Below are 26631 nucleotides of genomic sequence, written 5' to 3'. Positions count from 1 at the left end.
GCTACAGCATCGCGAGCTCGACGTTGCGCAGGCTGCCGTCGTACTGGTCGCGCAGGCGCACCTTGCGCGCGAGGTCGCTGATGATGTGGCCGCTGAAGTCCACGCCGGTCAGCTCCTCGGCCATGTTGATGCCGCCGGGCGTGTCGACGTTCACTTCCATCAGCTTGTCGCCGACGATGTCGAGGCCGGTCATGTACATGCCGTCGCGGATCAGCTTGGGTGCGACCAGCTCCGCCAGCCGCAGGGCGTCGGCGTCGGGCTCGACCAGTTCGATCTTGCCGCCGGCGCTGATGTTGCTGCGCGCGTCGCCGCTGTCGTTGTAGCGGCGGAAGCAGGCGTACTGGCCTTCGACCTTCAGCGGGCGGCCGTTGAGGGTGATCAGCCGCAGGTCGCCGTCGGCGGCCTTGGGCAGGTACTCCTGTGCGATCGCGTACCCGTCGCGGATCACCGCGTCGATCATCTGGTTGAGGTTGGCGCCGTCATCGCCGTCGAGCACGAACACGCCCTGGCCACCGGAGCCCTGCAGCGGCTTGATCACGCCGCGGCCCTGGTGCGAGGTGATGAAGGACTTGAGCTCATCGGCGTCGCGGCTGATGCAGGTCACCGGACGCACGGCCTCGGGAAAGTGCTGGAAATAGGTCTTGTTGGAAGCGTCGGTGAGATGGGTCGGATCGTTGAGCACGATCACGCCGCGATGGGTCACCAGCTGCGCGAACAGCAGGGCGCTGTTGGGCGCCCAGGGGCGGTCGACGACTTCTTCGGCCGGGTCGCTGCGCAGCATCAGCACGTCGAGCTCTTCGACGTTGATGCGATCGGTGTCGGCGTCTTCGCCCTGGATTTCCGCAAGCAGGGCGTCGTCGTCGGCATAGCTGTCGCCGCGCGGCACGTGCGCCTTCGCGCGCACCGTGCCGTTGGCGTCGTACAGGAACTCGCCCAGGCCGATCAGCGCCACCTGGTGGCCCATGTTCGCCGCCCGCCGCGCCAGGCGGATGGTGGTGTAGTTGTTCTTTTCGGTCGCAACGTCGTTGACGACGAAGCCCAGGCGCATCGGCCGGTCTCTCATGGTGCTTGCTCCTGGAGGGAGGTCGGGGGGAGGTGGGGGTGGTAGAGGGTTTCGACGCCGAGCGTGCGGCAGTGCGCAAGGGCGTCGGCGAAGCCGTCGGCGCCGGCATACCGCGGCAGCAGCAGGGGCGGCGCCACCCAGCCCGAATCGGCCAGTTGCTCAAGCACCGGCAGGTGCGACAGCGCGAACTTGCCGGCGAACAGCGCCTCGAAGGCTCCGCCGCCGCGGAGATGGTCGAGCAGGTCGCGCAGCCCGCGCAGGTACACCGCGTCCTTGGTCAGGCCGCCGCCGCGCCGCGCGCGCACGGCGATGTCGAAGGCGTCGTCGGTGGGCAGGTCGTGTTGCCCGTGCAGGCAGGCGAAGATCGCGGGGATATGCTCGCCATGGATGGCCATGTCGGCGGCGACCACGCGCGCGGCGAGGATGCGCAGGCGCTCGCCGGGCAGGTAGCCGGTCAGGAACTCGGCCAGCACGCCCAGGCCTTCCTGCAGCGGGTCGTACTGCGCCAGGCCGACCGCGAGCTGCCGCAGCGGCTGGCGCAGGCCGTTGTAGCGGGTGACGACGTGGGTGCCGACTTCGTGCTGCACCAGCGGCTGCAGCCGCGCCTCGGGCAGGCGCAGCTGCGCGTCGAGGTACAGCGTGCCGTGGGAGACCATCATCAGCGAACCGACGTCGGCGTCGACCACGACCTGCAGGTCGAAGTCCGGCGCCCGCTCGCAGTACCAGGCCACTTCGTCCTCGACCGCCGCGACCACCGCGTCCACGCCGATGTCGCCCGGCAGCGGGTCGCCCACATCCACCGTGGCGAGGATGCCGTTGGCCAGCTCCAGCAGCCCGGCCTCGACGCCGCCGAACAGTTCGATGCTGGCGTCGAGGAAGCCGTCGGTGCCGCGCAGGCGCACCAGTTCGATGGTGCGGTCGAGGTCGCGCTGCTTTTCCTCCAGCACGCCCGCCAGCAGCGGGGATTCGATCCGCTCCGTGGGCAGCGCGAACAGCCGCCTGCGCATCGCATGCAGGTCGGTCGCAGGCTCGGCATAGCGCAGCGACGGCACCTCGGTGCGGCCGCTGGCGTCGAAGTGGTCCCACAGGGCGTCGCTGTCGAGCGGGTTCAGGGCAAGCAGCCAGTCGAGCTCGGCATCGATCGCGACAAGCGCGGCATCGACTTCGGCGGCGACCGGCGGCAGCGGCTGCAATGCAGGCGTTGCAGTCGCGTTCGTTGCGGGTGTCCCGGCGCTCACCGTCGCGCCTCGAACGCGGGGCGAACGGCATCGACCGCCGCCTGCAGGCCGTCGCGAAGTGCGTACAGGGAGGCGATGTCGGCCTGGCCCGTCCACTCGTCCATGAAGATTTTCTTGTACTCGGGCGAAATCGTGCAGACCCGGGAGCCCCAGCGCGCGTACGCCCATTCCGGGAAGTGACCGCCGGTGGGGAAGCGCACGTTGGCGCGTACGTCCAGCTCACGGCCATCAAGCGGAGCTGCGCGCAGGGCGTCGGCGAAGCGCGCGGTGACGTCGCTCCAGCGGTCGGGATCCGCGGTGGTCAGGCCAAGCTCGATGTCGGGGTTGTCCGCCTGCGGCGCCGGCGTGGCGTCGGGCCCGTCGCGGCGGTGGTTGTAGCTGTGCAGGTCGATCAGGAGCACCGCTTCCCAGCGTTCCAGCAAGCGTTCGATGCGCTCGGTGACCATGGCGTAGAAGCGGTCCCAGGCGTCCAGCGAGCGGGCGATCGAAGCCTCGGGCAGCGGCGAATTCCAGACGTCCAGGCCCCAGCAATCCTCCGGCCTTGCATAGACCGCGCCGTCGCGCGGGCGGTTGAGGTCGACTTCGAAACGCGAGGTCGGCACCCGGATGCGCACGTCACCAACGGCGGTCAGAAGGCCTGTGAGCGGATCCTCCTCGCGCATCCGCTCGGCGTCGGGCAGGGCCAGCAGCGGCTGCAGGTCGGGGCGGATGGCATGGCCGTCGTGGATGGCGGTCGCGATCACGGGGCCCTCGTTCGCCGTGATGTCCCATGCTGCGGGGTGGGGGGCTGTCTGCATGCGAAGCGATGCTCGCAAGCGCGCAATGACCGGCCCGTGATGGATGTCCGCTTCGGACCCCGCATATCGTCAATGGGTGATGTACGGGACGAGCCGCGGCTGGCCCATCGATCATACGGAGCGGTACATGCGGGGAATTGGATGTGTCGCGATGTGCGTGCTGCTGGTGCTGCTCGCGGGCTGCGCGACGATGAGCCGGGACCAGTGCATGGCGGGCAACTGGGAGCGGGCCGGTTACCAGGACGGTGCCGCCGGTCATGCGCCCTCGCGCCTGGCCGACCACGAAGCGGCGTGCATGGCCCACGGCATCAGCGTGGACGCGCGCCTGTACCTGGCGGCGCGGGAACGCGGGCTGGAGGAATACTGCACGCCCTACCGCGGCTTCGAGGCCGGAAGCAACGGCCGCAGCTATGCCGGCGTCTGTCCGGCCTGGGCCGAAGCGGACTTCCTCGCCGGCTATGCCGATGGCCGCGTGGTCCACGATGCCCGGCAGTACGTCGAACGGGCGCGCTCGGAGATCTCGACGCAGGAACACAGGATCCGCCAGCTGCGCAAGGACACCGACAGGACGCGCGAGCGGATCGGTCGTGACGGGATCTCCGCCGAGGATCGCAAGGAGCTGGAACGGGAGCTGCGCCGGCTGCGCGACGACACGCGGCGTGCCGAGGATGAACTCGGGCATGCGCACCGCCGCCACGGCCTGGCCGAGCGTGAACTGGACCAGGTCATGCGCAGGCTGCCGTCGATGTATGGCGGTGGGGGCTGGTAGCAGTCCGCCCATGGGTGGTGCCACGACCCTGTGTTAATGTTGGTTGCTTCGGGGTGGTGACTGTTCAAAGGGAGAGGGGACATGTCCAAACTGCTTGAACTGATGAGGAACCTTGGCAGCGATGCCGCGCTGGCCGCGGACTATGCAAAGGACCCCGGTCGGGTGGTCACGCGCGCCGGCCTGTCCGATGAAGAGTGCAAGGCGATGCTGGACTGCGACTATGCGGCGGTGCAGCGGCTGACCGGCCTGGAGGCCGGGCAATTCGCCACCAACCACATCATCAAATCGTACGAAAAGTAGTCGAGCCCACCTGGTCGATCGTCCGTGCATGTACCGGCTGATCTTCATCGCGTTCCTGTGGCTGGCCTTGAGCGCGCCGGCCTTTTCCGATGTGCTCGAGACCGAAGTCGCGGAGATCGAGCGGCTGGCGGTCACCGCCCACTGGCAGCAGTCCAACGCGCGCATCGAGGGCCTTGCCCCGCGAATTGACGAACTCACCCCGGATCAGCGCCAGCGCCTCGACTTCGTCCGCCTGCGCAACCTCGGGCTGGCAGGCGACCAGGCGTCCGCGATCGCGGGACTGGCCGAGCTGCTGCAGCAGCAGCTGGCGCCGCGATTGCGCATGCGCGTCTATGTCACGGCCATCAGCATGGCGGCGAACGTCGAGGACTGGCCGCGGGCATTCGCCTGGTTGGGCGAGGGGCTGTCGGCCCTGCCCGAGGCGCCCGGCGAGGCGGCCGGCCTGCTGGGCGTCGCCAGCTACCTGCACACCCTGGTCGGTGAAACCGGCAAGGCGCGCGAGTTGGCGCTGCGCGCGCTGGAACTCGTCGAAACCGGGACCGACGCCCGCGCGCTGTGCCTGGCCCTGGCCGACATGGCCCTGGCCGAAGACCACGCGCACAATTTCCGCGAAGCCGAAACCTGGCGGCGTCGCCAGATCGACGCCTGCACCCGCGCCGGCGAGCCTGTGTTCGTGGCCAATGGCAAGTATGGCGTGGGCAAGATGCTGGCTGGCCAGGGCCGCCACGATGAAGCACTTCGCTGGGCGCGCGAGGCGCTGGCGGAGTTCCAGGCAGCGGGCTTTGCCGCCGGTGCATGGAGCGCCAGGCTCGTGGTGGCGGAAAGCCTGATCGAGTCCGACCGCGGGCTCGACGAGGCAGGTTCGCTGCTCGAGGACGCTCTTGATTATTATCAGACGCAGGAGTCCCACTTCGCGATCGCCGAGACCGAGGGCCTGCTGGCCCGGCTGGCGGAACGGCGCGGTGAGCTCACCGAGGCACTTGCCCACTTCAGGACTGCGATGGGGGCCTCGGAAGCCGCGGAGCGCGACGGTCGCGAGCGCCGGCTGGCCTACCTGCAGGTGGAGTTCGATACCCGCCTGAAGGAGCATCAGATCGCCCTGCTCGAAGCCGGCAGGGAGCTTGCGGCGGTACAGGTCACCGCGACCAAGCGCACGCAGCTGCTGCTTGCCGTGGGCGTGGCCGGGTTGCTGGTCACGGCCATCCTGCTGTGGGGCCTGCTGCGCCGCTCCGCCCGCGAGCGCCGACGCTACCGCTGGCAGTCGGAGCACGACAGCCTCACCCGGCTGTACAACTATCAGCAGATCCGCAGGCTCGGCGAGGCGGCGTTCGCGTCCGCCCGCAGCGCAAGGCGGCCATTCACGGCGATCGTCGCCGACATCGACAGGTTCAAGCAGGTCAACGACAGCCACGGCCACGCGGCCGGTGACGAGGCGCTGCGTTCACTGGGTTCATGGATCAGCGAGGTGGTGGGCGGGCAGGGCATCGCCGGACGCAGTGGCGGCGACGAATTCACCATCCTGCTCGACGCCGACGCGAACGAAGCCGAAGCGCTGCTGCAGCGCCTGGGCGAGCGCATCGAGCCGATCACGGTGTTCGGCCAGACCTTTCGCTTCAAGCTCAGCTCGGGCATCTGCCAGGACGACGGCTCCATCGATACGCTGGAGCAGCTGATCCACCAGGCCGACCAGGCGCTCTACCGCGCCAAGCACGATGGCCGCGACCGGGTGGTGCGCAGGGACATGGCCACGTCGTCCACGTCCGGCCTGGTCGTGGTCGGCAGCGGCATCGAGTTCGGGCGCCACGTCAGCGAACGCTGCCTGTCGGAGATCCGCGAAGCACAGGTGGTGTTCTGCCTGACCGATCCTTTCGCGCTGGCGATGATCTCCAGCTTCCGCCCCGACGCCATCAACCTGGGAGCGCACTACCTGCCGGGCAGGGACCGGCGCGAGATCTACCGCGAGATCGACGCTGCGATCATGGCCGAGGTGCGCGCCGGCAAGCAGGTGTGCGCGGTGTTCTATGGCCACCCCGGCGTGTTTGCCGACGTGCCGCACGCGGTGATCCGCAAGGCGCGCGCGGAGGGCATCCCGGCGCGCATGGAGCCGGGCGTGTCCGCCGAGGCCTGCCTGTACGCCGACCTCGGCATCGACCCCGGCCAACGCGGCGTGCAGTCACTCGAGGCGACCCACTTCCTGGTCTACGACCGCCGGCCCGACACCGCAGGCCTGGTGCTGCTGTGGCAGGTGGCGCTGTCCGGTGACCTCAGCTGCACGCGCCTGCATGCGGAGCCCGAGGGGCTGCAGGCACTGGTCGACAGGCTGCTGCGCTGGTACCCCGCCGATCACGAGGTGGTGCTGTACGAAGCGGCCCGGCTGCCGATCGAACAGCCGCGGATCGAGCGGCTGCGCCTGGCCGACCTGCCGGGGGCGCGTTACGAGGAGTACACCACCCTGGTCATCCCGCCGCTGGGCGAGCTGCGAGACGTCCAGGGTGCGGACTGCGAAGACCACATCGTGGCCGCGGTCGCCGGCAGCGGGCCGCGGGCCTAGCTCACCTCGACCTGCGCTGGCCCCGCGCGGGTTTCCCCGATGATCGCGGCCTCGTCGAAGCCGCCGGCATGGAAGGCGTCCAGGACCTGGTGCAGCGCCTGCGGCGCGCATGACACCAGCAGGCCACCGGAGGTCTGCGGGTCGGTGAGCAGGTCGCGGGCGGCCTTGTCGATGCGGTCGCCCTGCTTCACGCCGTCGCCGTAGGCCGTCCAGTTGCGGCCGGACGCGCCGGTGACCACGCCGTCGGCGGCCAGTGCCTGCACGCCCGGCAGCCAGGGCAGGTCGTCGTAGCGCAGGCGCACGGTCAGCCCGGCGCCGCGCGCGAGTTCCAGCGCGTGGCCAAGCAGGCCGAAGCCGGTGACGTCGGTCATCGCGTGCACGCCGGGCAGGGCGGCCAGCGCGATGCCGGGACGGTTGAGTCGCGTGGTGGTCTCGATCATGGCCCTGTAGCCGGCGTCGTCGAGCACGCCGCGCTTGAGCGCCGCCGACAGCACGCCGACGCCCAGCGGCTTGCCCAGCACCAGCAGGTCGCCGGGACGCGCGTCGCTGTTGCGGCGGATGCGGTCGGGATGCGCGATGCCCATCGCCGCAAGGCCGTAGATCGGTTCGACCGAATCGATGCTGTGGCCGCCGGCCACCGGGATGCCTGCGTCCGCGCACGCATCCTCGCCGCCGCGCAGGATGTCCGCGATCACCGCGTGTGGCAGCACGTTGATCGGCATGCCGACGATGGCCAGCGCCATGACCGGCGTGCCGCCCATGGCGTAGACGTCCGAGAGCGCGTTGGTGGCGGCGATGCGGCCGAAGTCGTAGGGGTCGTCGACGATCGGCATGAAGAAGTCGGTGGTGGCGATCAGCGCCTGGCCGTCGTTGAGCCTGTAGACGGCGGCGTCGTCGGCGGTGTCCTTGCCGACCATCAGTTGTGGCCAGACGGGCGCCGGCGCCGCGCGCCTGAGCAGGTCGGCCAGCACGCCCGGCGCGATCTTGCAGCCGCAGCCGCCACCGTGGGAGAGCGAGGTGAGGCGTGGCGCGGTGCCGGCGGACATGGGTGCGTCTGGATCTGCAGGCATGGCGTGCTCTCTGGCGTCGGTCATCCGCGCCGGGCGCGGGAGTGGCGGAAGGCAACAGGAGTCGAACCTGCCTGGGAGCGGCTGACGCCCCCAACCGGGTTTGAAGCCCGGCCGCGCCACCGGGCGCGCTTGCCTTCCACGTGAGTTGTCGTGTCGCGGCGCCTCAGGCGTCGTGGCCTCCGACTGAGGGCGCATTGTCGGCGATGGCGCCTTCCCTTGCACGGCCTTCGGGATCCACCCGCAATGACTGCAGCCAGGCACTGTCCTCGCGCACGACGTGGCCGTCGCGCACGCGTCGGGTGAGACCGGTACGGTCGAGGAATTCGAGGAGCTGGATCGCGCGCTTGCGGCCGAGGCCGCTGGCGTCGCGGAAGCGGGCGGCTTCGATGCTGCCATCGCGCCTGGCGATGCCACAGGCAAGCGTGGCCAGCTCGCGCATGCGGTCACGGTGGTAGAACAGGTCCCGCACCGCCTGGTAGGCCTCGCCCTGCAGTGCGAGCGTGCGCAGCAGGCGGCGCACGCGCTCTTCCGGTACGTCCTCGATGCGGGCGAGGTCGCGCACCCACGGCGGGTCGAAGCCGCCTTCGGCGAGTCGCGCCAGCAGGCGGCCGGCGAGGGCGGTGTCGGCCGGGTCCAGGGTGATGCTGTGGCCGGGCAGGTGCAGCCAGGGGCCGTTGCGGCGTACGCGACCGGCAGTCGTGAGCTCGTCGAGCAGCGCGTGCCACAGCGCGGCGGGCGCCGTGGGCAGGGCGATGCGACGCAGGCGCGCTGCATCGGGACCGGGTTCGTCGGGACTGTCACGGTGGAAGTCGGCAAGCGCCTGGCCGATGCGGGCCTGCAGCGCCTGCAGGTGTCCATCGGCGATGGCGACGCGCGCGGCGAGCCTTGGCGAGAGCCAGTGCGCACCGTGGGGCAGCCGCAAGCGTTCGGGCGGGATGCCGGTCATGCGCACCAGGGCAGCTTCGTCCACGCCGTGCGGGGCCTGGTCCAGCACGGCGGCCAGGCCATCGCCATCAAGCATCGCCGCGATGCCGTCCAGCCAGGCCAGGCGCTGCGGCGAGCGCCGGCGTCGGGCAGGCGCGTCGGGGTCGAGCACCCGTCCGCCGCCGATGGTGCGGCTGGCCTGGGCGTCGCGCACGATGAACCGGTCGCCGGGCGTCGCGCACAGCGCTTCGTCAAACACCAGCTGCACGCGGCCGCTGACGCCGGGCGTGATCTCGCCGATCGACAGCGGCACGGCGTGCGCCAGCCTGCGCGCCGTGCCCAGGTGGACGTGCAGCGGCGCCCAGTTGCCGACCGCGCCGCCGGCGTCGGCAAGAAGGCGCAGTTCGACGTCGATGTTGCGGGTGGGCAGGAAGGCGCGCGCATCGGCGATCCAGTCGCCGCGGTCGATCGCGCCCTTGTCGATGCCGGCGAGGTTGAGCGCGCAGCGCTGGCCGGCGTGGCCGTCGGCGCTGGCCTGGTTCTGGGCGTGGATGGCGCGCACGCGCACGGGTCGGCCGGCGGGCGCAAGCACCAGGTTGGCGCTGTCATCGCCTGCGCTGGTGCGGCCGCCGAACACGGTGCCGGTCACGACGGTGCCGTGGCCGGGGAGGGTGAAGGCGCGATCCACGGCCAGTCGGAACAGCCCGCCGGCGTCGCGGCTGCGATGGTTCGCCGCGCACTGCTGCAGGTGGGTACGCAGCGCGTCGACGCCCGGATCGTTGCCGCTGGTGGCGTTGACCGCGAACACCGGTGCATCGGCCAGCGGTCCGCCCTGCAGCAGTGCCCGGAGCTGCGCGCGCACCTCATCCAGCCGCGCGCCGTCGGCGCGGTCGGCCTTGGTCAGCGCAACGGCGCCGCGGGTCACGCCCAACAGCCCGAGGATCGCCAGGTGCTCGCGGGTCTGCGGCATCACGCCGTCGTCGGCGGCCACCACCAGCAGGCCGAAGTCGATGCCCGACGCGCCCGCAGCCATCGTGTGCACCAGCTTCTCGTGGCCGGGCACGTCGATGAAGCCGAGCACGCCGCCGTCGGGCAGGGGCGTATAGGCATAACCGAGTTCGATGGAGATCCCGCGCGCCTTCTCTTCCTTCAGCCGGTCGGTCTCCACGCCGGTGAGCGCACGCACGAGGCTGGTCTTGCCGTGGTCGATGTGGCCGGCGGTGCCGACGATCACGCGCGCAGTTCCTCCAGCTGGGCGGCGAAAGCCGCTTCGTCGTGTTCTTCCAGACAGCGCAGGTCCAGCCACAGGGCATCGTCGGAGACACGCCCGATGACCGGCCGCGACAGCTCCCTCAGCGCCTTCGCGAGGGACCCGAGCGCGCGCCCGCGGCGGCCCTTGCCCATGAACCGCAGCGACAGTCCCCAGCTCGGCAAGGCTTCGACCGGCATCGCGCCGCTGCCGATCTGGCTGTGCATGGGGGCGGCCGCAACGCTCCAGGTTTCGCCCAGTGCATCCTGCAGCGGCGGCGACAGCCGCGCCGCCTGCGCCTGCATCGCCGCCTGCGGCCGAAGCATCAGGCGCAGCGTGGTCAGGCGCTCGGGCAGGAACTCAGGGCTGCGATACAGCGCCAGCACCGGCTCCAGCGCGGCCAGGGTCAGCTTGCCCACGCGGAGGGCGCGCTTGAGCGGGTTCCTGCGGATCTTCGCGATCAAATCGGCGCGGCCGACCAGCAGCCCGGCCTGCGGACCGCCAAGCAGCTTGTCGCCGCTGAAGGTGACCAGGTCGGCGCCGGCCGCCAGCGTCTCGCGCACCGTGGGCTCGTGCGGCAGGCCCCAGCGGGCGGGGTCGAGCAGGCTGCCGCTGCCCAGGTCCACGCCCAGGGGCAGGCCGTGTCCGCGCGCGATCGCGGCGGCTTCGGCGGTGTCCACGCTGCGGGTGAAGCCCGAGATCGCGTAGTTGCTGCAGTGGACCTTCATCAGCATCGCCGTGCGCGTGCCGATGGCGTCGGCGTAGTCGGCGGGATGGGTGCGGTTGGTGGTGCCGACTTCGAGCAGGCGCGCGCCGGCGCGCTTCATGATGTCGGGAATGCGGAAGGCGCCGCCGATCTCGACAAGCTCGCCGCGCGAGACGACGACGTCGCGGCGGTTGGCCAGCGAGTTCAGCATCAGCAGCACCGCGGCGGCGTTGTTGTTGACCACGGTGGCGGCTTCGGCGCCGGTCAGTTCGCACAGCAGGCCTTCGACCAGCGCGTCGCGGTCGCCGCGGCCGCCGCGCTCGAGGTCGAACTCGAGCGCCACCGGCGCGGTGAGCGCGCGCACCACCGAGGCCACGGCCTCGTCCGGCAGCAGCGCGCGGCCGAGGTTGGTGTGCAGCACGGTGCCGGTGAGGTTGAATACGGTGCGCAGGCGCGGCCGCGAATCACGCTGCAGCGCCTGCGCGAGGTCCGCGGCCAGCGCCTCCGGTTCCAGCGCGTGCCGCGGCAGCGTTCCTGCCAGCGCCGTCTCGCGCAAGGCATCAAGCCGGGTGCGCAGCACGGCGGTCACGCGGCCCGGTCCGTGCCGTGCCAGCAGCTCCCGCAGCCCCGGGTCCTTGAGCAGCCGGTCGAGCGAGGGGATATCGCTCGCCGATGCCGCTGCGCCGTCCTCGCCAGCCGCGCGCATCGCTCAGTCCCCGGTGTCCTGCCACAGCAGCGGGTTGCCGCTGCGGCGGGCGTAGCCTTCTTCGCCCATCAGCATGTCCAGCGCCAGGCTGCCAAGGTCGTCTGCCACCGGCTCCACGTACAGGTCCTTGTTCTGGTGGAAAATCTTGCGGTAGCTCTTGCAGGCGTCGCAGGACTCCGCCCTGATCGCCTCCGGGCCATCCTCGATGAAGTGGTAGGCGATGCCCTTGGTGCTGGTGCAGTGGGAGCACTTCACCCGCTCAAGGTGCCATTCGCAGCTGCACAGCGGGCAGCACAGGTAACGGTAGCCGTCGTGGGCGCCGCCGACGCGGATCACGCTGGCCACCGGCGGCGTGCCGCAGCAGGGGCAAAGGCCGAAGCTGCCGACGGGCAGCTGCGACTCCTCGAACCCGATCGCCATCGCCGTCCAGTACACCTGCAGCGCAGCCATGACGAAGGGCGCAGGCGCCACGTCCGCGCCTTCGACGCGGCCGGCGAGGAGCGCATCGGCCATCTCCTCGACCCGCTGCGGGGTGGACTCGAGCGTGCGGCGCAGGGCGGCGCAGGCTTCGACGGCCTGCGCGGGCGTATCGCCATGGCCGCCGACGTCATCCAGAAGCAGCGCCAGCAGCATGCGCCACTCGGTGCCGCGCGCCAGGCTGGTGGCCGGCAGCGGTGGCATGTCGTGCGTTTTCGCCAATGCGACCGCGTCCGGATCGGGTGCCGGCGGCGTGAAGCCCTTCAGCGCGCGGTGCTGGGCTTCCGCCAGGCTTGCCATCAGCCGGAGGTAGTCGCCGACCGCACTGGTTTCGGCCAGGCTGCGCAGGCGCGCGGCGCGATCGGAGAAGAAGCCCGCGCGCTGCGGCATACGCATGCGGGGAATGCGGGTGTGGTCGAGGTTTTCAATCTCGCCTCGCGGCAGGATGCGCGGCACGGTGCCTCCATGGGCAGCAGTAAAAGGACGGCGCGCCAGGGCGCGCCGTTGACCCCGATGGGGCAGGTTAGGTCATTGCCGTCGGCAAGGGCAAAGCCGCGGTCGCGCCGCGGCCCGTGTTACTTGCCCTCGGTGTCGCGGTCCAGTTCGCGCAGCCAGCCACGGTGGTGTTTCCACGCCCAGCCACGGGTGACCTGACCCTGCAGCATCGCGCGCATCGCGCCCTTGACCCAGAAGCCGGTATACGCGTGGAAGATGATCATGCAGATGATCACCGTGGCCAGGATCGCGTGGACGACCGAAGCCGCGCGAATGATCGTGACGGGGAAGATGGGTGCGAACCACGGCTGCCACATCACCACGCCGGTCGCGAGCAGGCCCAGCATGCACGCCACCAGGCCCCAGAACAGCAGCTTCTGCCCGGCGTTGTAGCGACCCACCTCAGGCAGCCTGTCCTCGCGTCCGGCGGCCACGTCATCGATCTGGCGCAGCCACTGCCGGTCGCGCGCATCGATCCGGTTGGAGCCCCACATGCGCGCGGCGAACAGGAAGAACACCACGAACATGAACACGCCGATGAAGGGATGCAGGATGCGCGTCCAGGGACCGCCGCCGAACAGCGCGTACAACCAGCTCATCGCCGGATGGTAGAGCGCCAGCCCGGACAGTCCGGCCAGCACGAAGCTGATCGCCACCAGCCAGTGGTTGGTGCGCTCGTTGGCGCTGTAGCGGAGGATCTCGCGTGGTGGCCGATGCTCAGTCATGGCGATGCTCCTCTGCGCGGCTACCCGCGGGCGGACCCTCGGCGAGTGACTTCGCGGCCTCGCGCTCTTCCTCTTCGCTGACCACGTTGCGGCCGACGCGGACGTAATGGAAGAACCCGGCCACGGCGGTCAACGCCATCGCGGCCAGGCCCAGGGGCTTTGCCGCACCCTTCCACAGCGCCACCATCGGGCTGATCTTTGGATCTTCCGGCAGGCCGCTGTACAGCCCCGGCCTGTCGGCGTGGTGCAGCACGTACATGACGTGGGTGCCGCCCACCCCGGCGGGGTCGTACAGCCCGGCATTCTCGAAGCCGCGCGACTTCAGGTCGGTGATGCGAAGCTCGGCGTGCTCGATCATCCGCTCCTTGGTGCCGAACTCGATCGCGCCGGTCGGGCAGACCTTGGCGCAGGCCGGCGCCTGGCCGACCGCGACGCGGTCGGAGCACAGCGTGCACTTGTAGGCCTTGTTGTCCTTCTTCGAGATCCGCGGCACGTCGAACGGGCAGCCGGTGACGCAGTAGCCGCAGCCGATGCAGTTCTCCTCGTGGAAATCCACGATACCGTTGGTGTACTGCACGATCGCACCGGGGGACGGACAGGCCTTCAGGCAGCCCGGGTCCTCGCAGTGCATGCAGCCGTCCTTGCGGATCAGCCATTCCAGGCCGCCGTCCTCGTTCTCGTGCTCGGCGAAGCGCATCACCGTCCACGAATGCGGGGTCAGGTCGGCCGGGTTGTCGTACACGCCGACGTTGTCACCGACCTCGTCGCGCAGGTCGTTCCACTCCATGCACGCCACCTGGCAGGCCTTGCAGCCGATGCACTTGCTGGCATCGATCAGCTTGGCGACCCCGCCCGTGACCGGTTCACGGATGGCCGGCGGCTGTGTGGTGGTGGCGGAAACGCGTTTGATGTCGAGCGATTGCAGGGCCATTGCGCGTCTCCTATGCCTTTTCCACGTTCACGAGGAACGACTTGAACTCGGGTGTGTTCGAGTTGCCGTCGCCGACCGAGGGCGTGAGCGTGTTGGCCAGGTAGCCCGGCTTGGCCAGGCCCACGAAGCCCCAGTGGATCGGGATGCCGACGTGGTGCACGGTCTTGCCGTCGACCTTCAGCGCGCGGATGCGCTTGGTCACCACCGCCACGGCCTCGATGTGGCCGCGCTTGGACGAGACCCGCACCCGGTCGCCGTTGCCGACGCCGATCTCGTGTGCCAGGCCTTCGCCGATCTCCACGAACTGCTCCGGCTGCAGGATCGCATTGAGCTTCGCGTGCTTGGTCCAGTAGTGGAAGTGCTCGGTGAGCCGGTAGGTGGTCCCCACGTACGGGTAGTCCGCCACCGTGCCCATCGTCGCCCGGTCGCTGTCGAACAGGCGCGCGGCCGGGTTGCTGGTGGCCTGCTGCGAATCCGGGTAGACCGGGTTGTAGCCCAGCGGCGTTTCGAATGGCTCGTAGTGGGTCGGGAACGGGCCTTCGGCCATCGCGCCGCGTGCAAAGAAGCGGGCCACGCCTTCGGGGTTCATGATGAAGGGCCCCATGCCGTCGGCCGGGTCCTCGTCGCCCTTGTAGTCGGGCACGTCGGCACCGCCCCAGCGCTCGCCGTCCCAGTACACCAGGGGCCGCTTCGGGTCGAAGGGGTTTCCGGCCGTGTCCGCGGAAGCGCGGTTGTACAGGATGCGGCGGTTGGCCGGCCACGCCCAGGCCCAGTTGAGGGTCTGGCCGATGCCGGTCGGATCGCTGTTGTCGCGACGCGCCATCATGTTGCCGTCCTGGGTCCAGGCACCGGCATAGATCCAGCAGCCGCTGGCGGTGCTGCCGTCGTCGCGCAGCTCGCCGAAGCCGGACAGCTGCTCGCCCGCGCGGCGGGTGATGCGCGAGGGGTCGTTTGCCGCCCGCAGGTCGTCCAGCGCGCGGCCGTTGTACTCCATCGCGAGCTCGGTCGCGCTGGGATGCCGGGGCTGGGCGTAGTTCCAGGTCAGGTTGAGGATCGGCTCGGGGAAGGCGCCACCCTCGGTTTCATACAGCTCGCGCAGCCGCATGTGGATCAGGGCCATGATCTCGATGTCGCTCTTGGCCTGGCCCGGCGGTTCGGCGCCCTTCCAGTGCCACTGCAGCCAGCGTCCCGAGTTCACCAGCGCGCCTTCCTCCTCGGCGAAGCAGGTCGTGGGCAGGCGGATGACTTCGGTCTGGATGGCGGCGCTGTCGACGTCGTTGTGCTTGCCGTAGTTCTTCCAGAACTCGGAGGTCTCGGTCACCAGCGGATCCATGACGACCATGTACTTCAGCTTCGCCAGCGACGAGTTCATCTTCGCCTTGTTGGGCGCGGCCGCGAGCGGGTTGAAGCCCTGGCAGATGTAGCCGTTGACCTTGCCGGCATCCATCAGCTCATAGGTCTGCAGCATGTCGTAGGGACGATCGAGCTTGGGCAGGTAGTCGAAGGCCCAGTCGTTTTCAGCGGTCGCGGCATCGCCCCACCAGGTCTTCATCAGGCTGACGTGGAACTTGGAGTAGTGCTGCCAGTAGCTGAGCTGGTTGGGCCGCAGCGCGTGCTGGGTGCGCGCCTGGATATAGCCCTGGTAATCCTGCTCGCCCTCGTTGGGCAGGGTCAGGTAGCCCGGCAGCAGGTTGGTCATCAGGCCCAGGTCGGTCAGGCCCTGGATGTTGGAATGCCCGCGCAATGCGTTCATGCCGCCGCCGGCGATGCCGATGTTGCCCAGCAGCAGCTGCAGCATGGCGCCGGTGCGGATGATCTGCGAGCCGATGGAGTGCTGGGTCCAGCCCAGCGCATACAGGATGGTGCCGGCGCGGTCGGGGGTGGCGGTGGTCGCCAGCATCTCGACCACGGTCAGGAACTCTTCCTTGGTGGTGCCGCAGACGCGCTCGACCATCTCCGGCGTGTAGCGCTCGTAGTGCTTCTTCAGCAGCTGATAGACGCAGCGCGGGTGCTGCATCGTCGGGTCGGTGGCGACGAAGCCGTCGGCGCCGCGCTCGTAGTCCCAGCTGGACTTGTCGTAGGTGCGCGTTTCCGCGTTGTAGCCCGAGTACGTGCCTTCGTCGAACGCGAAGTCCTCGCGCACGATGAAGCTCATGTCCGTGTAGTTGCGGACGTATTCGTGCTGGATGCGGTCGTTGTCGATCAGCCACTTGATCGCCGCGCCCAGGAACACGATGTCGGTGCCGGTGCGGATCGGGGCGTAATAGTCCGCGACCGATGCCGAGCGGTTGAAGCGCGGATCGACCACGATCAGCTTGGCGGCGTTGTGCGCTTTGGCTTCAGTGACCCACTTGAACCCGCAGGGATGGGCCTCGGCTGCGTTGCCGCCCATGATCAGTACAACGTCCGCGTTCTTGATGTCGACCCAATGGTTCGTCATCGCTCCACGGCCAAACGTCGGGGCAAGACCTGCCACCGTCGGGCCGTGTCAAACGCGGGCCTGGTTGTCGAATGGGAGGATGCCGAGGCTGCGGATCACCTTGTGGGTGATGTAGCCGACTTCGTTGGGGCTGGCCGAGGCCGCGAGCATGCCGGTGGTGAGCCAGCGGTTGACCGTCTTGCCCTCTTCGGTGGTGGTGACGAAGTTGGCGTCGCGGTCGTCCTTCATCAGCCGGGCGACGCGGTCGATGGCGTCATCCCAGGACACCGCCTCCCATTTGTCCGAGCCGGGCGCACGGTACTCCGGCTGCCTGAGCCGGTTGGGGCTGTTGACGAAGTCGAGCAGGCCGGCGCCCTTGGGGCAGAGCGTGCCGCGGTTGACCGGGTGGTCCTGGTCGCCCTCGATGTGGACGATGCTGGCGGCGGCGTTCTTCGCGCCATCGCCCAGACCGTACATGAGGATGCCGCAGGCGACTGAACAATAGGGACAGGTGTTCCTGGTCTCGGTCATGCGCGCCAGTTTGAACTGGCGCACCTCGGCCATTGCCGGTACCGGACTGGCGCCGAGCAGCGCCAGGCTTGACCCGGCGAGCCCGGTGCCCGAGACCTTGAGGAACTGCCGTCGATTCATGCTGACCATGAAGCGATCCTCGAGTTGAAGTGGCTGGACAGTCCGGTGGCGTCTGCCTGTTGTCACCCGCGTGTGCGTGGCGGCGTCGGATCGCGGACCTATCTTGCTGGAATGCCACGCCCTGCCTGGCGCGTGGAACGCCAGAACGCAGGATAGACTTCGCTGGTGAATAGGTAAACCACACGGGTGAAGCGACCTGGACTGCAGGACAGCAGGCCGTCCGGGCGTGACCAACGGAACGGGAATGGGACAATGACGGGCAGCAGGGCAGTGGCATTGGAGGTGGTTCGCGCATCGGAAACCACCGGGCGGGTGGCGCTGCCCGCGGCCGCAGGTGGCGGGAAGGTGTCCCGATGATCCAGATGCTGCGCGCGGGCCTGGTCCTGTCGCTGATCGTCCTCAACACCCTGCTGCATGCGCTGCCGCTGCTGCTGGTGGCCGTGTTCAAGGCGCTGTTGCCCATCGATCGCGTGCGGCGCGGCTGCAACCGGATCCTTGCCGTCCTGGCGGAAAGCTGGATCGGTGCCAACTCCGCGATGATCGACCGCTTCACCGGTACCCGCGTCCACCTGCAGCTGCAGGGCGATGCGGCGCTGCATGCCGACGGGCACTACCTGGTGCTCGCCAACCACCAGAGCTGGGTGGACATCGTGGTGTTGCAGAAGGTGTTCAACCGGCGCATCCCGCTGCTGAGGTTCTTCCTCAAGCGGCAGCTGTTCTGGGTGCCGGTGCTGGGCCTGGCGTGGTGGGCGCTGGATTTCCCGTTCATGGGCCGCTATACGCGGCGCGAGATCGCGAAGAATCCCGAGCTCGGCAGGCGCGACATGGAAGCCACGCGGCGCGCCTGCGACAAGTTCCTGGCGATGCCGGTGGCAGTGATGAACTTCGTCGAAGGCACGCGCTTCACGCCCGAGAAGCATGCCGCGCAGTCATCGCCCTACGAGCACCTGCTCAAGCCGAAGTCCGGGGGCGTCGCCTTCGTGATCGATGCGATGGGGGATGCGCTGCATGCGCTGCTCGACGTCACCATCGCCTATCCCGCCGGACGCCCGACCATGGTCGACCTGATGGCGGGGCGGATCCCCGAAGTGCGCGTACTGGTGCGGCAGCGGCCGATCCCGACCGGGGTGATGGGAGGGCGCTACCAGGATGATCGCGCCGTCCGCGCCCGCTTCCAGCAGTGGATGAACGGGCTGTGGCAGGACAAGGATGCCGACATGCAGCGCCTGCTTGAAACCGACGGGCGCAGCTGAGGCGGTCTTATTCGCCCGGCGGCGGTTCAGGCTCGGCGACGCCCTTGGCGGCTTCGCGCTCGGCGCGCTTTTTGGCGTCCTTCTCGTCCTGCTTCTTCTTTTTCGCGAGTTCGCGCTGGCGCTTTTCAAATGAATAATTGGGCTTGGCCATGGGTCACCGGTCAGTTATGGAAGCCCCAGTGTACCGCCCCGGGTCAGAACATCTGCAGCGGGATCCCGCGCGCGTTGCGGTCTGCGTAGTCTTCACGCACCGCGCGGCAGTAGGGGCCGCCCATCGGAAAGCGGCGACAGACGTCCGGGCGCGAGGCGTAGATCGAGCAGCCGCCGCCGGCCGGATCGACCGCGACGCACCAGCCGAACTCGTCTCGCGCCATGACGTGAAGCCCGGCGGCGGTGTAGTCGGTGAGGTGTTCAGCGACCCGGTCATCCGGCTGCAGCACGACCGTCATTCGACAGCAGACGGCGTCGCAGGAGGCGCAATCGATCGCCTCGACCGCGGGTTCAGGCGTCCCGGCAGGGATACTGAAGGGCATGTTTCGCACACTCTGGGAACTCCAGCTTAGCGTGCGGCGCATGAACAGCCGCGGCGCGAACGCCCCGGCGGGCACATCGCCAGCCGGTCCCCGGGCTGCGGCTGCGCTCAGGCCAGGTGCCGGTGGAACCAGGCCAGGGTGCGCTCCCAGACCAGCCGGGCTGCGGCCTCGTCATAGCGCGGCGTGGAGTCGTTGTGGAAGCCGTGGCCCGTGCCGGCGTAGAAATGCGCTTCGTAGGTCGTGCCCGCGGCCTCCAGCGCCGCCTGATAGGCGGGCCAGGTGGCGTTGACGTTGGCATCGTGTTCTGCGAAGTGGATCAGCAGCGGCGCCTTGATGCGCGGCACGTCCTCGGGCCTTGCCTGGCGGCCGTAGAAGGGCACGGCCGCGGCGAGCTCCGGCCAGGCCACCGCCGCCGCGTGCGAGACGCCGCCGCCGTAGCAGAAGCCGGTGATGCCGATCTTGGTCGTGGTGCGCGCGTCGCCCAGCAGGAATTCGACGGCGGCGAAAAAGTCGTTCATCAGCTTTTCCGGATCGACCGTCCGCTGCAGCTCACGGCCACGCTCGTCGTTGCCGGGGTATCCGCCCACCGAGCTCAGGCCGTCGGGTGCGAGGGCGGCGAACCCGGCCTTGGCCACGCGCCGTGCGACATCCTCGATATAGGGGTTGAGCCCGCGGTTCTCGTGCACCACCACCACGCCGGGCACGGGCCCCTCCGCCCTGGCGGGCATCACCAGGTAAGCACGCACCTCGCCATGCCCCTTGGGCGAGGGGTAGCTGATGTATTCGGCGACGATCTCGGGATCGGTGAACTGCACCTGCTGCGCCAGCGCGTAGTTCGGGCTGAGCGCGGCGAGGATGCCCACCGCGGTCATGCTGCCGATGGCGAGCGTGCCGGCGCGGTCGAGGAACTGCCGGCGGCTGATGCGGCCGTGCGCGTAGCCGTCGTAGAGTTCGAGCAGCTCGGGGGAAAAGTCCCTGGCGGTCAGGCGTGTCATTGGCGGGTTCCTCGGCAGGAAGGCGTTGTGCCGCCACCATACTCCGGCAATCCGGACCTGCTTGACCGGCATCAAGGAAGGCGGCGGGGGCGGCCGACATCATGGTGTGGCCGGGCGTGCCGGCACTTGCCTGAGGAGACCGCAATGCAGTTCGACCTGTCCGCCGGAAAGTTCGACGTCGCCATGCTCACCACGGCGCTTCAACCGCTTGATCCAGATGCGAAGATCACCCTCGACATCGCCAGCGGACGCCTTGACCTGGTATCCGTCGCGAGCCAGGAGCAGATCCTGGACGCCCTGAAGAAGGTCGGTTGCCAGGCCGAACCGGCGGTGCACGAACTGCACGTCAGCGGCGGCAGCACCTGCTGCGGCGGGTGCAGCTGAGCACAGGGTCTACAATCGCGCCTTCCCTGAAATGGCGCGCACATGGCCCCCAATGCCACGATCTACCGGCTCGACCTCCAGGTCAGCGACATGGACCGGCACTATTACGCCGGCCACGCGCTGACGCTTGCCCAGCATCCATCGGAAACACCGGTGCGGCTGATGGCGCGCGTGATGGCGTTTGCCCTGAACGCGCACGAAAAGCTGGAGTTCGGCCGCGGCCTCAGCAACGAGGAAGAGCCCGACCTGTGGCGGCGCGACTACACCGGCGACATCGAGCACTGGATCGACCTCGGCCAGCCCGATGAAAGCCGCATCCGCAAGGCCTGTGGCCGCGCCCGGGAAGTCACGGTGGTGAACTACGCCGGCGGCGCCGCCGAGGTCTGGTGGAGCAAGGTCGGGAGCGGCCTGTCGCGCCTGAAGAACCTGGCGGTGGTGGACCTGGATGCCGCAGCGGTGGAGGCGTCGGCCGACCTGCTGGAGCGCAGCATGAGCCTGACGGCGATGATCGAAGACGGTGAGCTGCAGCTGCTCGGCAGTCGTGGCACCGTCGCGATCAGGCCGCGCTGGCGGATGGGGCAGCGGGACGGCTGAGCGTCCGGGCGCCAGTCGCTCACGTGCGAAGGACACAGGGTCTGGAATGATCGGCGCTGGCCATCTGGAGCCTGCACCATGTCCGACAATCCACTCACCGGCGAAGTATCCAACAGCAAGCTCGCGGCGGTCTTCAGCACCGGTGTCGCCGCACGTGATGCGGCGGCGGCGCTGCTCGCCGAGACGGGCATGCAGCCGTCGCAGGTCAAGCTGATCGGGCCCGACGAGCCGGACGCCAACATCAAGCTCGAGCCGGAAGGCCGCGGCATCTGGCGAACGATCCTGGTGGCGCACCTGCGCCTCGGCATTGCCGGCGCGGTGGCGGGTGCGCTTGCCTTCGGCATCATGATGTTGATGGGCATTCCCTTCGTGGCCCGCTCGCCGGTGGCGGCCGGCCTGGTGACCACCGCCTTTGGCGCGGTTGGCGGACTGCTGCTGGGCGGACTGGTGTCGATCCGGCCGGATCACGACCGCTATATCCAGGCCACCCACGACGCCATGGATGCGCGGCGCACCACGGTGGTCGTGCATGCCCTGTCCCGGGAAGAGCAGGAGCGTGCAGGTGAATTCCTCTCAGGCCGCGGTGGCGACGTCACGAACACGCTTTGAGCGAAATACGCGTGCCGACCCGTGCGTGCGACGGAACAGCGTGATCCCCCAGCCGTGCCTCCAAGGCGGTGGAATTGGACCATAGTGGCCGACGCACTCCGCGAGGGCTTCGACATCGGCAACCATGCCGCGGCCGCCCCTGTTGCCGCCGGTCGTGGCCCGGCACCGCTGCGCGGATCCGCATTCCGCTTCGGCTGATCGCCGTCGCAGTCCAGCAGGAGAATCCAATGAAGATCGATCTTTCCGGCAAGTCGAGGGCGGCATCGTGGAAAGCATCGCCTGAGAACACGGCGGACCCGACAGGCTTCCAGGAGGAAGGACTCATGAAAAAACGTCAGCTTGGCCGCTCCGGCATTGAAATCGCGCCGCTGGTCTTCGGCGGCAACGTCTTTGGCTGGACCGCCGACGAGGCCCGCTCGTTCGCGCTGCTCGACCGTTTCGTCGAACAAGGCTTCAACGCGATCGACACCGCCGACGTCTACTCGGCCTGGGGGCCGGGCCTGTCCGGCGGCGAATCCGAAGCCGTGATCGGCAAATGGCTGGCGCGCCGCGGTCGCCGCGACGACGTGGTGCTGATGACCAAGGTCGGCAAATGGGAGCCGCGCAAGGGGCTGGCGGCGGACAACATCGCCGCGGCCGTGGACGATTCGCTCAAGCGGCTCGATACCGACTACCTCGACGTCTATTTCGCCCACTTCGATGACCGGGACGTACCGCTGGAGGAAAGCCTGGGCGCGTTCGCGAAGCTGGTCGAGGCCGGCAAGGTGCGCGCGCTGGGTGCGTCCAACTATGACGCCAGCCGCCTGCGCGAGGCGCTGGCGATCTCCGAAGCGCAGGGCCTGCCGCGCTACGAGGTGATGCAGCCGCTCTACAACCTCTACGACCGCGCCGCGTTCGAATCGGACCTGGCCGCCGTCGCCGACGAACACCAGCTGGGCGTGGTGAGCTATTTCTCCCTGGCCAGCGGCTTCCTGAGCGGCAAGTACAAGGGAGTCGAGGACCTGCAGGGCAAGGCGCGTGCCGGCTTCCTCGAGGGCTATTTCGACGATCGCGGCATGCAGCTGCTGGACGTGCTGCGCAGGGTCGCCGCCGATGTCCGCGCGACGCCGGCGCAGGTCGCGCTTGCGTGGTTGATGGCGCAGCCGGCGGTTACCGCGCCGATCGCCAGCGCCACCAGCGTGGAGCAGTTCGATGAACTGGCCGCGGCCGCCGGCCTTTCGCTTCCGCCAGCCGCGCTCAAGGAGCTGGACGCTGCCGGCCGCTGACGCGAACAGTCGTCACAGGCCACTCCGGGGCACGCAACCTGACGCCGCCGCTGGCGCCATGTCGTGATCACGGCCCGGAGCCGCGGCACGCGTATTTCAGGCGCCGGAATCGAAGACCGGTTCGAAGCCCGCCCACATCATTCGCATGCCGTCGAAGGGCATCTCGGGCATCTTGTCCGCTGCCGCCATCTCCGCTTCCATGGCCTTGGCCGCCGCGTCGCACGTGGCCTGGTCCGGCCAGGCGATCCAGCTGAACACCGGCACCTCGCCCTCGACCGCCTTGGCGGCGCGATAGAAGTCGGTGCGCTTGCCGTGCGGGACGTCTTCGCCCCAGGCCTCGACCATGCCCAGCGCGCCGCCCTTGGCGAACATCTCCCAGCCCTGCTTCGCCATGTCGATGTACGCGGCCCTGTTTGCCGCCGGCACCGCCAGCACGAAGCCTGGTACCAGCCAGCGCCGGCCGGCTCACCCGGCTCGGACACGGGCGCGAAGCCGCCGTAAACCATGCGACTGCCGTCGAAGGGCATTTCGCCCGTCTGCTGCATCGCCTCGTCCGCTTCCATCTTCTGCCACGCGGAATCGCAGGTCGCGCGGTCGGGCCAGGCGATCCACGAGAACACGATGCTCTCGTCGTCCTTCGCCTCCACTGCGCGATGGAAGTCGGTGACCTTGCCCCTGGGCACGTCGACGCCCCAGGTTTCAATCATGCGGGTGGCGCCGTACTTCCGGAATACAGGCCACGTTGCCGTGGCGTGGTCGATGTAGTCCTGCCTGCGGGCAGTTGGAACGGCTGCGATCAAACCGGTGTAGTACATGGGCACCTCCATGGGTCGCAGGGCAGGCGGCGCCCGCCCTTTGGAGGTTCGAACATACGCCTGGTGGCATCGCCATGTGGTCGATCGCGCGGCCGTCCGTCGGCGCCGGCAACGCGCCGGGCGCGACGCCCGGCGCGAATGCGCGTGCCTCAGTTGACGCTGATCGTGCCCTTCATCAGCGCGGCATGGCCGGGGAAGCTGCAGAAGAACTGGTAGGGCCCGCCGTCCTTGATCCTGGAGACGTCGAAGGTGACCGACGTGCTTTCACCGCCGCCGATCATTTCAGTCGCGGCGATGACGCGGTCGTCGCCCGCCTTCAGGTAGCCGGCCGAAGCGCCGGCCGAGATCCCGTCGGCCGCGACGCCCGCCATGTCCGAGGATGCGGTCACGACTACGTTGTGGCCCATCGCGGCCTCGGGCAGCTGGCCGGTATGGGTGAGGTTGATGGTGAACTCGCTGCAGGTCGACGGCACGCTGATCGACGACAGGTTGAACTTCATCATGTCGTTGCCTTCGATGGCGACTGCGCAGCCGGAACCGGCAGCCGCGGCACCGGCATCGGCGGTAGCGTCGGTGGCGCTGTCAGCGGGGGTCGAGACGTTTCCGGTCTCCGCACCCTGGCCGTCACCGCCGTTTCCGGCCGAATCGCCCGGGTCGCCGGCGCCAGCCATCGAGCCGTCCGCCGGCACCTGGCCCCATGGTGCTTCGGGTACCGAGGCCGGATCGACCTTCGCGTCTTCGTCGGCGGAGGCCGCTGGCGCCGGGGTCGTGGTCGGGGTGCTGGCGGCGGTGTCCCGTGATTGCGGAGACTCGCCGCCGCAGGCGGACAGGGCCAGGGCACAGGCGGCCGCGAGCAGGGAAGCGTGAAGTTTCATCGTGCACCTCGTTGTGTGGGATCTGGTCAATGATGGACCGCTGTGTCCTTCAGCGTGCGTGAAGGCGGGTCGGCGAGGCCGGGTCGACGGGACGCCCTTTCGCATCCACCACCAGGCGCATCCGCCTGCCTTCGTGGTAGAAGCTGGCGCGGTACAGGCCGGCGTCCTCGCCGGTCCCGCGCTCGCAGAGCACGCGGATCCTGCGGGTCGACATCAGCTCACGGAAGCGCTCCACGCCCAGGCCAAGACCTTGCGCCACCATGGCGCCGTCGACTTCGATGTCCGGCTGCTCGGCAAGCTGAAGGGATATGGCATCGCCCATGGTGTCCTCCATGCGTCGGGAACGGCCGTCAGGTTCCCATTCGCACCTGGCGGCCGCATTGACCTGGGTCAGGCCCGCGCGCCCGTGCCGCGCGACCCCTATCATGGCGCGCTGCCGTCTCCGGAGTTTTCGTCCATGTCCATCCTCCCGTCTTTCATCCGCCGTCCGGGCCTGGTCACCCAGATCGCGATCGGCCTCGTGGCCGGCGTCGTGCTCGCCCTGGTCTCACCGGGCGCGGCCGCGGCGGTGGGCCTTTTGGGAACGGTGTTCATTTCCGCGCTGAAGGCCGTGGCGCCGGTGCTGGTCCTGGTGCTGGTGGCCGCGTCGATCGCCAACCATCGCCAGGGGCAGGACACGCGCATGCGGCCCATTCTCGGGCTGTACCTGGTCGGGACGGCAATGGCGGCGCTGGTGGGCGTGGTGGCCAGCTTCCTGTTCCCGACCACGCTCAGGCTCGATGTGCCTGCCGACATCGCGCTCAGCGCGCCGGGCGGCATCGGCGAGGTGCTGCGGACGCTGGTGTTGCAGGTGTTCGACAACCCCTTCAATGCGCTGGTCAACGCCAACTACATCGGCCTGCTGGCCTGGGGCGTGGTCACCGGCATGGCGCTGCGCCACGCCGGCGACAACACCAGGCAGGTGCTGTCCGACTTCTCGGAGGCGATCGCGCAGGTGGTGCGCATGGTGATCCGCCTGGCACCGCTGGGCGTGTTCGGCATCGTCGCTTCGATCCTCGCCGAAAGCGGACTGGTGGCGCTGCTCGATTACGCGCACCTGCTTGCAGTGCTGCTGGGCGCGATGCTGTTCATGGCGCTGGTGGCCAATCCGCTGATCGTGTTCGCGGTGACGCGGCGCAATCCCTATCCCCTGGTGCTGCGCTGCCTGCGCGAGAGCGGCCTCACGGCGTTCTTCACCCGTTCGTCGGCGGCCAACATCCCGATCAACCTGGAGCTCTGCCGCAAGCTGGGCTTGCATCGTGAAACCTGTTCGGTGGCGGTGCCGCTTGGCGCGACGGTCAACATGGCCGGAGCGGCGATCACGATTTCGGTACTGTCGCTGGCTGCGGTGCACACGCTGGGCATCCCCGTGGATCTGCCAACCGCGCTGCTGCTGAGCATGGTCGCGGCGACCGGTGCCTGCGGCGCCTCGGGCGTGCCGGGTGGCTCACTGCTGCTGATTCCACTGGCCTGCGGGCTGTTCGGGATCAGCCCCGACATCGCGATGCAGGTGGTGGCGATCGGCTTCATCGTGGGGGTGGTGCAGGATTCGGCGGAGACGGCGCTGAATTCCTCCACCGACGTGGTGTTCATCGCCGCGGCCTGCGACGCGACTTCGGGCCGGGACGTGGTGGCCGGGGACGTGGTCGACCCGGCCGCGGTCACCGCTGGCGGCGCGGTTCCGGGGAGCGGCCCGGGCGCGTGACATGAAAGCGGCGCGCGATTGTCGCGCGCCGCATGGTCTGGCGGTCCGGGAGGCCGGAAGGGCCGGTCAGGCCTTCTTGGCCTTCGCCGCCGGTGCTGCCGGCTCGGCTGCCGCGGTCTTGCGGCTGGTCGTGCGCGAGGTGTAGGGGCGCAGTGGCGTGTTGCCCAGCACCTCGATGCGCCCGCCGGACTTCTTGAACGAGGCAAGGTCGGCAGCGATGCGCTGGCTGGTCAGGTGTGCGGTCGTGCTGTTGGCGCGGCCGCTGGAGGTCCGGCGGAGGGGCGCGGAGGTCCTGGCGCGCGCCGGAGTGGCGGCGGTGGAAGCGGTGGCGGTGGTCTTCTGGGTGCTGCTGCGAGACATCTCGACTCCTGTCGTTTGTGGCCCGGCCAGCGCCGACGGCGCTTGGCGGTGGACCGGCGGAGGGCGGTCGTGGGCAGTGGACGGCGACCTCCACGCGCCTGCTGGTGCACGCGCGACGGAGAAAGGACTGCCG

The 26631-nt window shown here is 69.2% G+C and carries 26 protein-coding genes, 1 tRNA gene and 1 pseudogene; 9 read left to right on the top strand and 19 right to left on the bottom strand.

Going from position 1 to position 26631, the window contains the following annotated elements; genetic code table 11:
* Window position 1: 1 nt before the first annotated feature.
* The 3 genes from WCE37_RS05205 to WCE37_RS05195 are packed head-to-tail and all read right to left on the bottom strand — an operon-like array spanning window position 2 to window position 3044.
* Window positions 2-1063, bottom strand: a complete 1062-nt coding sequence (locus WCE37_RS05205) for a hypothetical protein (RefSeq protein WP_343278419.1) — start codon at window positions 1061-1063, stop codon at window positions 2-4.
* Window positions 1060-2301: a tyrosine/phenylalanine carboxypeptidase domain-containing protein gene (locus WCE37_RS05200; protein ID WP_343278418.1), complete on the bottom strand. Its 1242-nt coding sequence runs from the start codon at window positions 2299-2301 to the stop codon at window positions 1060-1062. Before WCE37_RS05200 ends, WCE37_RS05205 begins: the two co-directional genes overlap by 4 nt.
* On the bottom strand, window positions 2298-3044 hold the full coding sequence (locus tag WCE37_RS05195; RefSeq protein ID WP_343278417.1) for an N-formylglutamate amidohydrolase: 747 nt from the start codon (window positions 3042-3044) through the stop codon (window positions 2298-2300). Before WCE37_RS05195 ends, WCE37_RS05200 begins: the two co-directional genes overlap by 4 nt.
* A gap of 181 nt (window positions 3045-3225) precedes the next feature.
* Between WCE37_RS05195 and WCE37_RS05190 the strand changes: the two genes are divergently transcribed.
* The 3 genes from WCE37_RS05190 (at window position 3226) to WCE37_RS05180 (ending at window position 6718) form a co-directional block, all read left to right on the top strand.
* Window positions 3226-3867, top strand: a complete 642-nt coding sequence (locus WCE37_RS05190; protein WP_343278416.1) for a DUF2799 domain-containing protein — start codon at window positions 3226-3228, stop codon at window positions 3865-3867.
* Window positions 3868-3948: 81 nt separating this feature from the next.
* Window positions 3949-4167, top strand: a complete 219-nt coding sequence (locus WCE37_RS05185) for a hypothetical protein (RefSeq protein ID WP_343254173.1) — start codon at window positions 3949-3951, stop codon at window positions 4165-4167.
* A 28-nt stretch (window positions 4168-4195) separates the two neighbouring features.
* Window positions 4196-6718 (top strand): diguanylate cyclase, encoded by a 2523-nt coding sequence (locus WCE37_RS05180; protein WP_343278415.1) that lies wholly within the window; start codon window positions 4196-4198, stop codon window positions 6716-6718.
* Here WCE37_RS05180 and selD read toward each other — a convergent pair.
* The 8 genes from selD to fdnG form a co-directional block, all read right to left on the bottom strand.
* Complete coding sequence (gene selD / locus WCE37_RS05175; RefSeq protein WP_343254175.1) at window positions 6715-7788, bottom strand: selenide, water dikinase SelD; 1074 nt, start codon at window positions 7786-7788, stop codon at window positions 6715-6717. The genes WCE37_RS05180 and selD overlap by 4 nt on opposite strands.
* A gap of 42 nt (window positions 7789-7830) precedes the next feature.
* A tRNA-Sec gene (locus tag WCE37_RS05170) sits at window positions 7831-7926 on the bottom strand.
* Window positions 7927-7951: 25 nt separating this feature from the next.
* Window positions 7952-9946 carry a selenocysteine-specific translation elongation factor gene (selB, locus tag WCE37_RS05165; protein WP_343278414.1) on the bottom strand — a complete coding sequence of 665 codons (1995 nt, stop codon included), beginning with the start codon at window positions 9944-9946 and terminating at the stop codon, window positions 7952-7954.
* A complete protein-coding gene (selA, locus tag WCE37_RS05160; protein WP_343278413.1) occupies window positions 9943-11373 on the bottom strand; it encodes an L-seryl-tRNA(Sec) selenium transferase in 1431 nt (476 codons plus the stop codon). The genes selB and selA overlap by 4 nt, the downstream gene beginning before the upstream one ends.
* 3 nt (window positions 11374-11376) lie before the next feature.
* Entirely contained in the window at window positions 11377-12306 is a 930-nt protein-coding gene (gene fdhE, locus WCE37_RS05155; protein WP_343278412.1) for a formate dehydrogenase accessory protein FdhE, read from the bottom strand.
* Between the two features lie 119 nt (window positions 12307-12425).
* Window positions 12426-13070, bottom strand: coding sequence for a formate dehydrogenase subunit gamma (locus tag WCE37_RS05150; protein WP_343275854.1), 645 nt, complete (start codon window positions 13068-13070; stop codon window positions 12426-12428).
* Window positions 13063-14001 (bottom strand): formate dehydrogenase subunit beta, encoded by a 939-nt coding sequence (fdxH, locus tag WCE37_RS05145; protein ID WP_343278411.1) that lies wholly within the window; start codon window positions 13999-14001, stop codon window positions 13063-13065. Before fdxH ends, WCE37_RS05150 begins: the two co-directional genes overlap by 8 nt.
* Before the next feature lie 10 nt (window positions 14002-14011).
* A complete protein-coding gene (gene fdnG / locus WCE37_RS05140) occupies window positions 14012-17080 on the bottom strand; it encodes a formate dehydrogenase-N subunit alpha (protein ID WP_343278410.1) in 3069 nt (1022 codons plus the stop codon).
* 344 nt (window positions 17081-17424) lie between these two features.
* On the opposite strand from fdnG, the gene WCE37_RS05135 reads away from it, so the two are divergent.
* Window positions 17425-18324, top strand: a complete 900-nt coding sequence (locus WCE37_RS05135; RefSeq protein ID WP_343278409.1) for an acyltransferase — start codon at window positions 17425-17427, stop codon at window positions 18322-18324.
* A gap of 7 nt (window positions 18325-18331) precedes the next feature.
* On the opposite strand, the gene WCE37_RS05130 is transcribed toward WCE37_RS05135, so the two are convergent.
* The 3 genes from WCE37_RS05130 to yghX form a co-directional block, all read right to left on the bottom strand.
* Window positions 18332-18475, bottom strand: coding sequence for a hypothetical protein (locus tag WCE37_RS05130; RefSeq protein ID WP_343254183.1), 144 nt, complete (start codon window positions 18473-18475; stop codon window positions 18332-18334).
* 43 nt (window positions 18476-18518) lie between these two features.
* Window positions 18519-18857, bottom strand: coding sequence for a YkgJ family cysteine cluster protein (locus WCE37_RS05125; protein ID WP_343254184.1), 339 nt, complete (start codon window positions 18855-18857; stop codon window positions 18519-18521).
* 107 nt (window positions 18858-18964) lie between these two features.
* Window positions 18965-19852 (bottom strand): YghX family hydrolase, encoded by an 888-nt coding sequence (yghX, locus tag WCE37_RS05120; protein WP_343278408.1) that lies wholly within the window; start codon window positions 19850-19852, stop codon window positions 18965-18967.
* 144 nt (window positions 19853-19996) lie between these two features.
* Here yghX and WCE37_RS05115 point away from each other — a divergent pair, with 144 nt between their 5' ends.
* The 4 genes from WCE37_RS05115 to WCE37_RS05100 all read left to right on the top strand — a co-directional run bounded on the left by WCE37_RS05115 (window position 19997) and on the right by WCE37_RS05100 (window position 22704).
* Complete coding sequence (locus tag WCE37_RS05115; protein ID WP_343278407.1) at window positions 19997-20236, top strand: hypothetical protein; 240 nt, start codon at window positions 19997-19999, stop codon at window positions 20234-20236.
* A gap of 42 nt (window positions 20237-20278) precedes the next feature.
* Window positions 20279-20830: a YaeQ family protein gene (locus WCE37_RS05110; RefSeq protein ID WP_343278406.1), complete on the top strand. Its 552-nt coding sequence runs from the start codon at window positions 20279-20281 to the stop codon at window positions 20828-20830.
* Between the two features lie 78 nt (window positions 20831-20908).
* Entirely contained in the window at window positions 20909-21439 is a 531-nt protein-coding gene (locus tag WCE37_RS05105; RefSeq protein WP_343278405.1) for a hypothetical protein, read from the top strand.
* Between the two features lie 323 nt (window positions 21440-21762).
* Window positions 21763-22704, top strand: coding sequence for an aldo/keto reductase (locus WCE37_RS05100; RefSeq protein WP_343278404.1), 942 nt, complete (start codon window positions 21763-21765; stop codon window positions 22702-22704).
* A 96-nt stretch (window positions 22705-22800) separates the two neighbouring features.
* Here the strand turns inward: WCE37_RS05100 and WCE37_RS05095 are convergent, their stop codons facing one another.
* The 4 genes and pseudogenes from WCE37_RS05095 to WCE37_RS05080 all read right to left on the bottom strand — a co-directional run bounded on the left by WCE37_RS05095 (window position 22801) and on the right by WCE37_RS05080 (window position 24716).
* On the bottom strand, window positions 22801-23139 hold the full coding sequence (locus WCE37_RS05095; RefSeq protein WP_343278403.1) for a DUF1428 domain-containing protein: 339 nt from the start codon (window positions 23137-23139) through the stop codon (window positions 22801-22803).
* A 137-nt stretch (window positions 23140-23276) separates the two neighbouring features.
* Window positions 23277-23519, bottom strand: a pseudogene (locus WCE37_RS05090) (DUF1428 domain-containing protein); the annotation flags it as partial.
* A gap of 149 nt (window positions 23520-23668) precedes the next feature.
* Window positions 23669-24394 (bottom strand): azurin, encoded by a 726-nt coding sequence (gene azu, locus WCE37_RS05085; RefSeq protein WP_343278402.1) that lies wholly within the window; start codon window positions 24392-24394, stop codon window positions 23669-23671.
* A gap of 49 nt (window positions 24395-24443) precedes the next feature.
* A complete protein-coding gene (locus tag WCE37_RS05080; protein WP_343278401.1) occupies window positions 24444-24716 on the bottom strand; it encodes a DUF6522 family protein in 273 nt (90 codons plus the stop codon).
* A gap of 135 nt (window positions 24717-24851) precedes the next feature.
* Between WCE37_RS05080 and sstT the strand changes: the two genes are divergently transcribed.
* Window positions 24852-26138 (top strand): serine/threonine transporter SstT, encoded by a 1287-nt coding sequence (gene sstT / locus WCE37_RS05075; protein ID WP_343278400.1) that lies wholly within the window; start codon window positions 24852-24854, stop codon window positions 26136-26138.
* Between the two features lie 66 nt (window positions 26139-26204).
* Here sstT and WCE37_RS05070 read toward each other — a convergent pair whose 3' ends face one another.
* Window positions 26205-26498, bottom strand: coding sequence for a hypothetical protein (locus WCE37_RS05070; RefSeq protein ID WP_343278399.1), 294 nt, complete (start codon window positions 26496-26498; stop codon window positions 26205-26207).
* Window positions 26499-26631 lie beyond the last annotated feature (133 nt).

Source organism: Luteimonas sp. MJ250, from assembly GCF_039548455.1.
In the GTDB taxonomy this organism is placed as follows: domain Bacteria; phylum Pseudomonadota; class Gammaproteobacteria; order Xanthomonadales; family Xanthomonadaceae; genus Luteimonas.
This window is presented reverse-complemented; position numbering and strand designations above follow the sequence as displayed.